This window comes from Acidiphilium iwatense (genome assembly GCF_021556475.1).
Lineage (GTDB): Bacteria > Pseudomonadota > Alphaproteobacteria > Acetobacterales > Acetobacteraceae > Acidiphilium > Acidiphilium iwatense.
The window spans coordinates 1-13193 of sequence record NZ_JAKGBZ010000011.1 but is presented as its reverse complement, the minus strand read 5'-3'; the positions used below and the strand labels follow the sequence as shown (position 1 = coordinate 13193).

General features: G+C 63.8%; 10 protein-coding genes and 2 pseudogenes. 3 read left to right on the top strand and 9 right to left on the bottom strand.

The features are described from left to right. Positions 1 to 79: 79 nt before the first annotated feature. Positions 80 to 1264: an O-succinylhomoserine sulfhydrylase gene (metZ, locus tag L2A60_RS07445; protein ID WP_235703746.1), complete on the top strand. Its 1185-nt coding sequence runs from the start codon at positions 80 to 82 to the stop codon at positions 1262 to 1264. On the opposite strand, the gene L2A60_RS07440 is transcribed toward metZ, so the two are convergent. Together L2A60_RS07440 and L2A60_RS07435 are read right to left on the bottom strand one after the other, a co-directional pair. Next, positions 1261 to 1956: a response regulator gene (locus L2A60_RS07440; protein ID WP_235703745.1), complete on the bottom strand. Its 696-nt coding sequence runs from the start codon at positions 1954 to 1956 to the stop codon at positions 1261 to 1263. The two genes, metZ and L2A60_RS07440, sit on opposite strands and share 4 nt — an antisense overlap. Then, positions 1953 to 4556, bottom strand: a complete 2604-nt coding sequence (locus tag L2A60_RS07435; protein WP_235703744.1) for a sensor histidine kinase — start codon at positions 4554 to 4556, stop codon at positions 1953 to 1955. The genes L2A60_RS07440 and L2A60_RS07435 overlap by 4 nt, the downstream gene beginning before the upstream one ends. A gap of 167 nt (positions 4557 to 4723) precedes the next feature. Here L2A60_RS07435 and L2A60_RS07430 point away from each other — a divergent pair, with 167 nt between their 5' ends. After that, positions 4724 to 4981: a hypothetical protein gene (locus L2A60_RS07430; protein WP_235703743.1), complete on the top strand. Its 258-nt coding sequence runs from the start codon at positions 4724 to 4726 to the stop codon at positions 4979 to 4981. Positions 4982 to 5085: 104 nt separating this feature from the next. Here the strand turns inward: L2A60_RS07430 and kdpC are convergent, their stop codons facing one another. The 6 genes from kdpC to L2A60_RS07405 form a co-directional block, all read right to left on the bottom strand. Next, positions 5086 to 5703 (bottom strand): potassium-transporting ATPase subunit KdpC, encoded by a 618-nt coding sequence (gene kdpC, locus L2A60_RS07425; RefSeq protein ID WP_235703742.1) that lies wholly within the window; start codon positions 5701 to 5703, stop codon positions 5086 to 5088. Positions 5704 to 5715: 12 nt separating this feature from the next. After that, entirely contained in the window at positions 5716 to 7752 is a 2037-nt protein-coding gene (gene kdpB / locus L2A60_RS07420) for a potassium-transporting ATPase subunit KdpB (protein ID WP_235703741.1), read from the bottom strand. A gap of 11 nt (positions 7753 to 7763) precedes the next feature. Further along, on the bottom strand, positions 7764 to 9461 hold the full coding sequence (gene kdpA / locus L2A60_RS07415; RefSeq protein ID WP_235703740.1) for a potassium-transporting ATPase subunit KdpA: 1698 nt from the start codon (positions 9459 to 9461) through the stop codon (positions 7764 to 7766). A gap of 2 nt (positions 9462 to 9463) precedes the next feature. Continuing rightward, a complete protein-coding gene (kdpF, locus tag L2A60_RS20865; RefSeq protein WP_407932529.1) occupies positions 9464 to 9550 on the bottom strand; it encodes a K(+)-transporting ATPase subunit F in 87 nt (28 codons plus the stop codon). A 4-nt stretch (positions 9551 to 9554) separates the two neighbouring features. After that, positions 9555 to 9719, bottom strand: a complete 165-nt coding sequence (locus L2A60_RS07410; RefSeq protein ID WP_235703739.1) for a hypothetical protein — start codon at positions 9717 to 9719, stop codon at positions 9555 to 9557. A gap of 93 nt (positions 9720 to 9812) precedes the next feature. Next, on the bottom strand, positions 9813 to 11237 hold the full coding sequence (locus L2A60_RS07405) for an MFS transporter (RefSeq protein WP_235703738.1): 1425 nt from the start codon (positions 11235 to 11237) through the stop codon (positions 9813 to 9815). 238 nt (positions 11238 to 11475) lie between these two features. Between L2A60_RS07405 and L2A60_RS07400 the strand changes: the two are divergent. Further along, positions 11476 to 12518: pseudogene (locus L2A60_RS07400) on the top strand (IS110 family RNA-guided transposase). Between the two features lie 302 nt (positions 12519 to 12820). Here L2A60_RS07400 and L2A60_RS07395 read toward each other — a convergent pair. Further along, positions 12821 to 12944, bottom strand: a pseudogene (locus L2A60_RS07395) (transposase); the annotation flags it as partial. Positions 12945 to 13193 lie beyond the last annotated feature (249 nt).

Sequence of the window (13193 nt, the reverse complement as noted above, 5' to 3'; positions counted from 1 at the left end):
CCAAGGCATCCCGCCTGCCCGAATGTGATGTGCGAGACGAAAGCTTGCCTCCGCGCCGAACCGCGATATACCGAACCGTATGAGCAAGCGCACCCATCGTCCGGCCACGCAACTCGTCCATGCCGGCCAGATCCGTTCCGACTTCGCCGAAAACGCCGAGGCGCTGTTTCTCACCTCCGGCTTCGTCTATGACGATGCCGAACAGGCTGAGGCGACCTTCAAGGGCGAAATCGCACATTACCAGTATTCGCGCTTCGGCAATCCGACTGTCTCGATGCTCGAAGGGCGGCTCGCCGCGATCGAGGGCGCGGAAGCCTGCCGCGCCACCGCGACCGGCATGGCCGCCGTCCACGCCGCGATGCTGTCGCATCTCAAAACCGGCGACCGCGTCGTCGCCTCACGCGCGCTGTTCGGCTCCTGCCACTGGATCGTCTCGACCCTGCTGCCGCGCTTCGGGATCGAGACCGTGTTCGTCGATGGCGGCGATCTTGATGCCTGGCGCGCGGCTCTGTCGCGCAGGACCGATCTCGTGCTGATCGAAACGCCGTCCAACCCGATGCTCGACATCATCGACCTGCGCGCCGTCGCCGATCTCGCCCACCAAGCCGGCGCGATCGCGGTGGTCGATAATGTATTCGCCACCCCGCTGCTCCAGCGCCCGATCGAGTTCGGCGCGGATGTGGTGGTCTATTCCGCGACCAAGCACATGGACGGGCAGGGCAGGGTGCTCGGTGGTGCCGTGCTCGGCCGCAAGGACTGGATCGACAACACCCTGCAACCCTTCATTCGCAATACCGGCCCGTCGATTTCGCCGTTCAACGCCTGGATCGTCCTGAAGGGGCTGGAAACGATGGCGCTGCGGGTCGATCATGCGTGCCGGTCGGCAGCCACGATCGCCGACCATCTGGCTGGGAAGCGCCACATCGCCCGTGCGCTCTATCCGTTCCGTGCCGACCATCCGCAATCCGCCCTCGCGCGCGCCCAGATGTTGGCAGGCGGAACGCTGGTGACGTTCGAGCTGGAGGGAGGCAAGGACTCTGCGTTCCGCTTCATGAATGCGCTCGACCTCATCGTGATTTCCAACAATCTCGGCGATTCCAAGTCGATGGTCACCCACCCGGCGACAACCACGCACATGCGCATCGGTGCCGAGGAACGCGCACGCCTCGGCATCACCGACGGCACGATCCGGTTCTCGGTCGGGCTTGAGGATGTCGCCGATCTGATCGACGATCTCGACAACGCGCTGGCCGTACTTGGCTAATCCGTCTCGATCAGCCGATAGCCTACACCTGGCTCGGTCGCGAGGCTGATGCCCGACCCCGCGAGCTTGCGGCGCAACTGGCTGACATAGATGCGCAGATAGGCGATGTCCTCGGTGTGCGCCGGGCCCCAGACGGCGGTGAGGATCTGGCGATGGGTCAGCACCCGCCCCTGGTTGCGCACGAGCAAGGCCAGAAGCGTGTACTGGATGCGGGTCAGCCCAAGATCGGCATGAGTCCCATCTTTCTGATGAAGACTTGCGGCGCGCCGCTCGGGGTCGAGCGCGAGCGGCCCGATACCGAGGTGCGGCGCGGCATCGGCCTGTTGCGCGTGCATTCGCAATGCCGAGCGCATACGGGCGAGCAATTCGCCGAGCGCGAAGGGTTTTTCCACATAGTCATGCGCGCCCGCGTCGAGGGCGGCGATTTTTTCGGCTTCGCGGTCCCGCGCTGAAAGCACGATCACGGGTATCGCGGAAAATTCTCGCAGTTTCGTGAGCACCTCATGCCCGTCCATGTCCGGCAGACCGAGGTCGAGCAGCACGAGATCGGGTGACGCCGATGCCGCCAGTCGGAGCGCCTCGGCACCGGTCTCCGCCCGCAGCGTCGCGTAGCCCGCGGCTTCGAGCGCGGGCTTGAGGAACCGGTGGATCTGCGTCTCGTCATCCACCACAAGAATGGCCCCGGTATTCACGCCGCTGGTAACCGGATGGCGACGATTGTTCCCGGCAGCCCGTCGCGCGGCAAATCGGGACGCGGGCTCGCCGCCTCGATCGTTCCGCCCATCGCCTCGACGAAGGCGCGCGCGATGGCGAGTCCAAGTCCGGTGCCGGGGGCGACCCGGTCGCCGCGTGCGGCGCGGAAGAAACTGTCGAACACATGCGGCAGGTCTTCGGCGGCGATGCCGATGCCTTCATCGGCGACCGAAATGACGATCATCGTGCCCTCGTTTCGCGTGGCGATCGCGATGGCGGAGCCGTCGGGTGCGTATTTGACCGCGTTTTCCAGCAGATTGACGATCACCTGTTCGAGCAGCGCGGGATCGGCCTCCACGGCATCCGCACTTTCGCCGAGATTGACCGCTGCATGAAATGCCTCGGGCACCCGCGCTATTGCCGCCTCGATGAGCGGTCCGAGCGAGACGCGCTCGCGGCGCGCGACGATTTCGCCGGTCTCGATCCGCGCCATGCCGGTGATATTGGCCAGAAAACGCGTCATCCGCCCGACATCCTGCACGATGCTGGCGAGCAGATCGGCGCGCGTCGCCTCGGTCAGCGTGGCCTCGGAGGCGGCGAGCGTCTCCGCCGCACCCCTGATCGCGGTGAGCGGCGTGCGCAGATCGTGCGACAGCGACGACAGCAGCGCCGTGCGCAACCGCTGCGTCCTCGCCTGGGCGCGGCTGTCGGCGGCACGGGCGGCAAGGCGCAACCGCTCGGTCGCCATCGCCGCCTGATCGGCTAGAGCACCGAGCGCCTGAACCAGCGGCTCGGTCATCGGCCCGGCCGGCTTCACGCCGAGCACGCCGACCGCGCCGGCTTCGGTCGCGAGCGGCATGAAGCGCCACGGCACCGAAGGCAGGGTGATGGTTCCGGCGCCGGTCGCCAGCCGGTTCCGGTAAGCAAATTCGGCGGCGGCCTGCGCGGCCTCGTCGAGAGCCGCGGAAGCGGGCAGGTCGGCTCCGGTTGTGATCAGCGCGATCGCTTCGCCGCCCAGCGCCGCCGCTTCGGCTTCGATCGCGGCGCGCAGCGAAACCTCGTCGGTCGCCTGGGCCAGGGTACGGCCGAACAGAGCGACGCGGCGCAGCGCCTCGATGCGCCCGCGCGCCGCTTCGGCCTCGATCCGTACCCGTCCGGCCAGCGTGCCGGTGAGCAGGCCCACGCCGAGGAACACGATCAGCGCCACCACGTCGCGCGGATCGCCCACCGACAGGGTGAAGATCGGCGGCAGGAAGAAGAAATTCCATAGCAGGAAACTCGCCACCGCTGCGAACACCCCGACCGCGCGGCCATAGCGGCTCGCCAGGCCGACCACGATCGCGGTGAACACGAACCCCATCGCATCGTGCGGCACCATGCCGCGCACGGCGTAGCCCAGCACGGTCGCGAGCACCATGACGGCGACGCCGATGGCGAAAGGAGTGAGGTTCCGTTTCGGTCGAGGCAATTTCGGTGCGGCAGCCCTGGCTGCCGGATCGGGCACGACATGCAGCGAATAGGCACGGGCGCGGCGCGCCAATTTTGCCGCGAGCGGTCGGCGCGCCCAGAATTTCTCCGGCCCGCGCGCGATGACGATATGGGCCACATTCTGCCGTGCCGCGACGTCGAGCAACGCGGCGAGAGCATCGGCGTTGGTGCTGGTTTCGATCGCGCCGCCGAGCTGAATCGTCAGATCGAGCGCCGATTGCACCGCGCTCCCGCCGGATTCGGCCTCGGCGTGGAAGGCGAGCAGCGGCGCCTGCAGTGCATCGGCCAGCCGTGCGGCGTGGCGCACCACCTGTTCGGCCGCCTGGCCGGGTTCGATCACCGCCATGACCCGCTCCGCCGCCGGCCAGGGCCCGGCGATCGCCCGGCTGCGCATATAGGTCGCGATGTTCCGGTCGACATGCTGGGCAACCCGCCGGAGCGCCATCTCCCGCAACGCGGCCAGATTGCCTTCGCGGAAAAACCCCCCAAGCGCCTGGCGCGCGACATCGGGCCGATAGATGCGCCCCTGTTCCAGCCGCGTGCGCAATTCGGCGGGCGGCAGATCGATCAGTTCGATCTCGGTGGCGAGGCCGAGCACCGTGTCCGGCAGCGTCTCGGCGACCCTGACCCCGGTGATCCGCGCGACCTGATCGTTCAGGCTCTCGAGATGTTGGACATTGAGCGTGGTCCAGACATCGATCCCGGCCTCCAGCACCGCCGCCACATCCTGCCAGCGCTTGGCATGGCGCAGTCCCGGTGCGTTGGTGTGGGCAAGTTCGTCGACCAGCAACAGGCCGGGCCGGCGGAGAATCGCCTGGTCGAGATCGAATTCCTCCAGCACCCGTCCACGATACGGCACTTTCAGGCGCGGTAGAACCGGCAGGTTGTCGAGCTGGGAAGCGGTTTCGGCTCGGCCATGGGTTTCGATCAGCCCGGCCAGGACATCGACGCCTTCGGCGTGTTTCTGCCGGGCGGCGGCGAGCATTTCCCAGGTCTTGCCGACGCCTGGTGCTGCGCCGAGAAAAATCTTCAGCTTGCCGCGATGCTCGCCCGCCGCCTGCGCAAGCAAAGCGTCCGGGTCAGGTCTGTGCTCGGAATCCGATGCGGCCATCAACGTCCATCATCGCGCACCAGCCAGCCTCGGCGCAAGGTTCGGTTTTGCGACCTTTGCGCCGATGAAGCCAATCTGCCGATGTTTCAAGTCTGATATATCACCTTCTGTTTCTTGGCCGATTGAGCCAGATGGAAAATTCCCAGAGACTGGCAAGCGCAAGATAGATGGTCGTTGTCGCCGCCACCGAACATATGAATACGATCATGAATTCCTTGCGTTCTTTCATTAGAAAAAACAACATCAGTTCAATGAACAGCAAAATCGAAAATGGGCGGGATATTTTCCTGACCAGTATCAATATAAATTTTCCATTCATGGCATTATTGCTTTTGGCAAGTCGTAGAAGAGTCGAAAAGGATACCGCAATCCATGAAACAATGGATGATTCAAGAATATTTTCTGCAATGACGGATTTCGAGTAATTTTTCTCATAATAAATCAGCAGGATAAAGATCATTATCCATATGATGCTCCAGTATCTATGGGATTTCAGGGTTATGTTGTCCATGGCGAGTCATCAAATGATTTATTTTTGCACCATCGTGGTCGCGGCTTGCATCCGAGACAGGGCCAGGTTCAGCTTCAGGACATTAACCCGATCGGTACCGATGACGCCGAGCAGCCGATGCATGGCAAACCGCTTTACCAGCGCCGTCATCCGGCCTGCCGGCAGATGCCGGGCCACGGCGACGGTGGGCGCCTGGCGCAGCGCATTGGCGAGCGAGATATCCGGATCGAGGCCGGAGCCCGACGACGTAACCGCATCGTCCGGCACCGGGCCGGGACCATAGGCCTTGCGGTAAGCGGCAATCCGGGCGGTGACATTGGCGATCAGCGTCTTGCTGGTCGGCCCGAGATTGGACGCCCCCGATTCCGAGGCATCATACGGCGTGGCGACGGTCTGCCCCTTCGCGTCGGTTCCGGTCAGCGCCGAGGGGCGCGGCTGAAACCATTGCCTGCCCGGAAAATTCTGGCCGATCAGGGCCGAGCCGATGGCATGGTTTTTCACCCGGATCAGGCTGCCATTCGCCTGGTATGGAAAGACGAGTTGGGCGAAGCCGGTGAACGCGACCGGCGCGGCCACGCCAAGGATCAAGGTGAACAGCAGAACCAGCGACAAAGCCGGGCGAAGTTCGCGAATCATGACAATGTCCGATCAGGAGAAGATGTGGAAAGCGGTGAGGATCATGTCGATCGCCTTGATGCCGATGAACGGGGCGATAATCCCGCCGAGGCCGTAGATCAGCAGGTTGCGGCGCAGCAGCGCGGCGGCGCCGATCGCGCGGAATTTCACCCCGCGCAACGCCAGCGGCACCAGCGCCACGATGATCAGGGCGTTGAAGATCACCGCCGAGAGAATCGCACTCTCCGGGGAACTCAGTCCCATGACGTTGAGCGCTTGCAATTGCGGGTAGGTCGCCACGAAAATCGCCGGCAGGATCGCGAAATATTTCGAGATGTCGTTGGCGATCGAAAACGTGGTCAACGCACCGCGGGTAATCAGCAACTGCTTACCGATCTCGACGATTTCGATCAGCTTGGTGGGGTCGCTGTCGAGGTCGACCATGTTGCCTGCCTCGCGCGCGGCCTGGGTGCCGGTCTGCATTGCCACCCCGACATCGGCCTGCGCCAGTGCGGGCGCGTCGTTGGTGCCGTCGCCGCACATCGCGACCAGTCGGCCCTCCTCCTGCGCTTTGCGGATGTAGCCCAGCTTGTCCTGCGGCGTGGCTTCCGCGATCACGTCGTCCACTCCCGCCTCGGCGGCGATCGCAGCAGCGGTGACGCGGTTGTCGCCGGTGACCATGATGGTGCGAATGCCCATCCGGCGCAGATCGGCGAAACGCTCCTTGATGTCCGGCTTGACGATGTCTTTCAATTCGATCGCGCCGAGCAGTTTGCCGTCCACGGCAACGGCAAGCGGCGTCGATCCTGCGCGGGCGATGCGCGACACCGCCTCGGTGAAGACCGCCGGCGTTGCGCTGCCCGTCAGGCTCAGCACGGAATCGACCGCGCCCTTGCGCCAGGATTTACCGCCGCTATCGATTCCCGACACTCTCGTATTGGCGCTGAACGGCACCAGGGTCGCGTTGGTGGGAAGGCGTTCGGCAATCTGAAACCGCTCTCGGATAAACGTGACGATCGAGCGGCCTTCCGGCGTCTCGTCGCCGAGCGAGGCGTAGCATACTGCCTCGGCCAGAACGCGCTCGTCCACGCCTGGAACCGGATAGATCGCCGAAGCCATGCGGTTGCCGAAGGTGATCGTGCCGGTCTTGTCGAGCAGCAGCGCATCGACATCGCCGGCCGCCTCCACCGCGCGGCCCGAGGTCGCCACGACATTGAAGCGGATCAACCGGTCCATCCCCGCAATGCCGATGGCCGAGAGCAGCCCGCCGATCGTGGTGGGGATCAGGCAGACGAACAGGGCGGCGAGCACCGCGATCGACAGATGTGTCCGCGAATACGAAGCAAAACCCGGTAGAGTCGCCACGGCGATGACGAACACGATGGTCAGACCAGCCAACAAGATGTCGAGCGCGATCTCGTTCGGTGTCTTGCGCCGCTCGGCCCCTTCGACCAGCGCGATCATCCGGTCGAGAAAGGTCGAGCCCGGCTCGGCGGTGATGCGCACCACCAGCCAATCGGACACCACCTGGGTTCCGCCGGTCACCGCCGAACGATCGCCGCCCGCCTCGCGGATGACCGGGGCGGATTCGCCGGTGATCGCGCTTTCGTTCACGCTTGCGATACCCTCGATGATCTCGCCGTCGGACGGGATGAGATCGCCCGTCTCGACCAGCACCAGATCGTCCTTGTGCAGCTCAGGTGCTGGCGTCGGCTTGAATATCATCCGGTCGCGCGGATCAAGGATGAGCTTCGCCATGGTATCGGAACGCGCCCGGCGCAGCGCGTCGGCGCGCACCCGGCCGCGCCCTTCGGCCACGGCTTCGGCGAAGGTCGCGAACAGCACGGTGATCCACAGCCACACCGCGATCACGATCGAGAAGGCGGCGGGCTGGCCGGTCACCAATTCGCGGATGCCGACTACGGTGACTAGAGCGGCGATGATCTCGGTGGTGAAGATCACCGGGTTGCGCATCAGCGTGCGCGGGTTGAGCTTGAGCACCGAATCGCCAGCCGCGCGGGCAAGGATGGTGCGATCGAACAGGCCGATCGTATCGGCTTGATTGGACATGATCGGATTCCTCAGAAGGTCTTGCCGGCGAGCAGCAGATAATGTTCGGCGAGCGGCCCCAGCGTGTCGGCCGGCATGAACTGCAACCCGCCCAGAATGATGATCACGCCGATCAGCAGGCCGACGAACAGCGACCCGTCGGTCGGGAAGGTGCCGGCGGAATGCGGCAGTTTCGGCTTGGCGGCGAGCGATCCGCCGATCGCCAGAACCGGGATCAGCACGGCGAACCGGCCGAACAGCATCGCGGCGCCAAGCCCGTAATCCAGCAACGGCGTGTTAGCCGAAAGCCCGGCGAAGGCGCTGCCGTTATTCTCGGTCGCCGACGTCCAGCCATACAGCATCTCGCTCAGCCCGTGCGGGCCGGCATTGGCGAGCGAGCCAAGGCCGGACTTTGTCAGCAGCGAGAAACCCGCTCCCGCGAGAATGAACAGGGTCTGGACCAGCACCGCGAGCATCGCGAGCTTGATCTCCTTGGCCTGCACCTTCTTGCCGAGATATTCCGGCGTTCGTCCCACCATCAGCCCGGCGACGAACACGGCGAGCAGCGCGAACAGCACCATGCCGTAGAGACCCGAACCGACGCCGCCGGGTGCCACTTCGTCGAGCTGCATTAAAAACATCGGGACCAGCCCGCCGAGCGGCATATAGCTGTCGGTGAAGGAGTTGACGGCTCCGGTCGAGGTACCGGTCGCGGCGGTGTTGAAGGTCGTGGACTGCGCGATGCCGAACCGCATCTCCTTGCCCACCATGTTGCCCGGATGGGCGGCGATACCGGCATGAACCAGGATCGGGTTGTTTGCCGCCTCCGCCGCGTAGGTGCCGACCATGGCGAAACCGAGAATGATCGCCATCGCGGCGAACAGGGCCACCCCCTCGCGCTTGCGGCCGATCATGTGGCCGAACGCGATCGGCAAGGCGAAACCGATCACGAGCAGCAGCCAGATTTCCAGCAGATTGGTGAGCCCCGTCGGATTCTCGAACGGATGCGCGGCATTCGCGTTGAAAAATCCGCCGCCATTGGTGCCGAGATTTTTAATGACCTCCTGCAGCGCCACCGGTCCGCGCGCGATGGTTTGCACCCCGCCCGCCAGCGTATGAACCTGCGCGAACGGCGCGAAGGTCATTGGCACGCCGGAGACGAGCAGCAGAACCGCGGCGATCAGCGCGATCGGCAGCAGCAGATAAAGCGTGATCCGAGTGATATCGGCATAGACATTGCCCAGCGTCTTCAGCCCGCCGCTGGTGAAGGCGCGCATCAGCGCGGCGGCGACCGCGATGCCGGCGGCGGCCGAGAGGAACATATGAACCGCGAGCCCGAACATCTGCGCGCCGTTGGAAATCTGACTTTCCGGCGAATAGGCCTGCCAGTTGGTGTTCGTCGTGAAACTCGCCGCCGTGTTGAAGGCGAGCATCGGCGCCATGCCGGCGATGTGCTGCGGATTGAACGGCAGATAATATTGCAGCCGCAGGATCGCGTAGAGCAGCAGGAAATGCGCAACGCTGAACATCAGCAGAGCGATCGCATAGGCGCCCCAGCCCATCTGCCGCGCCGGATCGATGCCGCAAAGCCGATAGATGCCGCGCTCGATCGGCGCCAGCCAATGCACCTCGCCCCGGAACAGCCGCGCCATATAGGCGCCGAGCGGGAACGCCGCGCCCAGAACCAGGACGAGGACGAGCGCGATGTAGCCGAACCCATGAAATGTCATGTTCAAAAATCCTCCGGTCTCACGAGCGCCCAGACCAGATAGACGAGCAGCCCCAGGGCAACGGCGCCGCCCAATGCCAGATCGATCATCGGGTCAGACCTTTGCGCAGACGGGAACGTAGACGAAGAACAGGGTGAAGATCGCGGCGGCGATCAGCAGCGAGACGATATCGGGCACGATTGGCCTCCGATGTGTGTCAGACAGAATGGCGCGCTCACCCGATCCGCCCAAAGGGCCGAAGCGGAGCGAAAGCGTCAACGAGCCCGCATCATCGCGGATCGCTCATAAAATCGAGATGGCGATTTTCCGTGCCGTGCATAAAACCGGCATAAAAATTATATCACGCCGCAGTCAGGGCGAAATATCCTCCAGGGTCAGATCGCGGGTCCTGATGCCGAACTGCGCGATGATCGCGGCAAGAACCAGGAACCCGATGATGATCAGCATCGCCGCCAGCACGCCCAGATGCGGGATCAGCGGGGCGATCGCGATCAGGCCGACCCCGCCGCCGAGATGGCCGATCCCATCGACCAGCGCGAAGCCGGTGGTCCGCGCCCGCGTCGGGTAATTCTCGACCGACCACGCATAGGCGATCGGCACCCAGACATTGAAGCCGAAAAACACGATCATCGAACCCAGCACGCCGAGCCAGAACACCGAGCCGCCGAGTGCCACCAGAACGCCGCCGGCCAGGGTGATCGCTGCGGCAATCGGCATCCAGGTCTTGCGCTCCATCTGCTCGCCATAGGCATAGGCGACGACCGCGCAGAGCACGAAGCCGAAGGTGCCCATCGCGGTGATCAGCCCGGCTTCCGGCGGCGGATAGTGCAGTGCCGCGAGCAGCGTGGTGAACCCCGCCGCGAATGCATAGACGGTGATATAGGCGCAGAACCACATGGCGACGAGCAGGAAGGTGCGGTTGCGATAGGTCGCATTGCGGAAAATCGCCGAATAGGGCAGGGCCTGCGTGTCCGGCGGCGCCGGCGGGATCTGTTCGGGCACCGGCGGCAGCGGTGAGATGACATGGGCCCGCGCTTCCATATCCGCGATCACGCTCGCCGCTTCATCCAGCCGGCCACGCGTCACCAGCCAGCGCGGCGATTCCGGCAACTGGAACCGCAGCAACACGCCGACCAGGGCGAGCGCCGCGCCGATCAGATACATCACGCGCCAGCCATAGCCGAACCCCTTGCCGGCCAGCGCGAAGGGCAGGCCGAGCGGCAATGGCGTCGGCGGCGTGGTGAGCCAGAGACCGAGCCAGATGCCCAGCACGGCACCCAAAGCAGAAAATATGAAGATCATCGCGGTATAGCGCGCCCTTCCGCCGCGCGGTGCCATCTCGCCGATATAGGTGTTGACGATCGCCAGATCGGCGCCGATGCCGATGCCGGTGATCGCCCGCGCCACCACGAACCAGGTATAGCTGCTGACCACGGCGGTCAGCGCCGAGCCGATCCCGGTGAGCACCATCGTCACCAGTAGCAGGTCGCGCCGCCCCGCCCGGTCGGATAGCGGGCTCAGGATCAGGGTTCCCGCCACGTAGCCGGCAAGGTTCAGCAGCACCGGCAGCCCGATGTACTGCGCCGAGTTCGGTGGCGTGCAGCCCGGCACAAGCTGCGTGCAGGTTTCGATGAACGAGACGTTGATGTCGAAAATATCGTAAAAGGTGAACAGAAAGCCAATGCCGATTATGCCCGCGAACAGGCTCGGCAGCGCCCAGACCGGAATCCGGTCGAGCCGCGCGAGCAGCCGGCCCGCCTCCTTGTCATCGTTCACGTTGAACCCTCCCGATTATTTTTATCGCCGCCTGATGAAAGACGGCCGGGGCGAGACTAGCGTGGCGATTCTGAAATTCCTACTCGGTTGTGGCGGCGATTTTAGGAATTTCAGAATCAGATGGGGTATTCGGCCGGTCGTCGTAGCCTCGATTTTTGGGTGAGGTGCTGCGCTTCAGGCTGATGGTAAACGTGGTCCGGGTTGAAACGGCCACAAGCATCAGATGGAGAAGCGCAGCATGAAGTATTATGCCGGTCTGGACGTCTCGGTGAAAGAGACGTCGGTGTGCATCATCGACGAAATGGGCAAGATCTGCCGCGAGGCGAAGGTCGGGAGCCATCCTGAGGACCTGGCGCGGTTGCTCAACGATCCTGGCTTGCCCCTTACCCGTGTCGGTCTTGAGGCTGGACCATTGTCACAATGGCTGTTCAGCGGGATGGCAGAGGCTGGATTGCCAGTGATCTGCATCGAGACCCGTCATACGAAGGCGTTCCTCAAGGCGCAGGTCAACAAGAGCGATCGCAATGATGCTCGTGGCATCGCACAGATGATGCGTGTCAATTTGTTCCGGCCCGTGCATGTAAAAACGCTGACGAGCCAGAAGCATCGCGCCCTGCTGACGGCGCGCAAGCTGCTGCAGGAGAAAGCCATCGCCATCGAGAACGACATCCGCGGCTTGCTGCGCAACTTCGGGCTCAAGGTTGGCGCCGTCGGCGTGGTCAAATTCGACGACCGGATCCGAGAGCTCGTTGACGGCATGCCCGAGCTCGTCGAGATCATGGCGCCACTCCTGGCATCCCGAGAACAACTGCGCCATGCGTTCATGACGCTGCACCGCAAATTGCTGTTGATCGTTCGCGATGACGCTGTGTGCCGACGGCTGATGACGATTCCTGGCGTCGGCCCGGTCGTATCGTTGGCCTTCAGGAGCACGATCGACATTCCGGCGCGCTTCACGAACTCAAAGGCTGTCGGCCCAGCCTTGGGGCTGACCCGGTGGTTCTCAATCAATCGGGTGAGAACCACCGGGTCGGTCGGATCTCGTTGTGCGGGGACGACATGATGCGCCACCTGCTCTACGAAGCCGCCCAGGTCATGCTGACGCGTGCACAGAGATGGTCGTGGCTGAAAGCCTGGGCGATGAACATCGCCAAACGGCGGAGTCAACAAAAGGCCATCGTCGCGCTCGCTCGCCGGCTGGCCGTGATCATGCATCGCATGTGGATCGATGGCACGGAGTTCCGCTGGACAAAGGAGACAGTTGCCGCCTCGGCGGCTTAATCACTTCTCCGACTGTCATACGGCACGGAAATATCGAGTTCCACCGCCTGGTGGAAGATGTCCCTCGCGGGACGACGGATGGGGTGAGTTCGCCGTGGCTCTTGTACCGGTCGCGCAACGCGTGATCAGGACGCGAGTCAGATTGTTCCGCCCCATTCTACTGATCCCATGCTGGGAGAGCCAAATGGCTGATCCCGAAGAGAAGAGCGGACCCGCGGGCGACGTCAAACATCGGAACGGTGGATGCCTGAAAGCGCTTGACCTCAACCAGCCGAATAGAGAAGCGGACCCGCGGGCGACGTCAACCCAAAATACGCGCCGACCGTCCGCGATTTAGCGAACCGACCGGGTTCGTCAACCGCGGAGCGGTAGGTGATCGCGACGAGGGCGCCGACCCCCTGGCGTGCTCATCAACCGCCGGCAGACCTGATCAGCTAGGGTGTGTCGTCATTTGACCGGGGGGATTCCGGCGCGACCGTTTTCCTGATTCATAGCAGATCAGCATTCCGAAAGGCTGATCGATGGGGCGTTATGAACCGCGCCGGGAATCCCGGAGGCTCCAACTCTTGAGTAGGATGGAGCAATGGAAAAGCGGAAGACATCGAACAGATATTCACCTGAGGTCCGCGAACGCGCGGTGCGGATGGTGCTGGAGCATGGCAAGGATCATGCTTC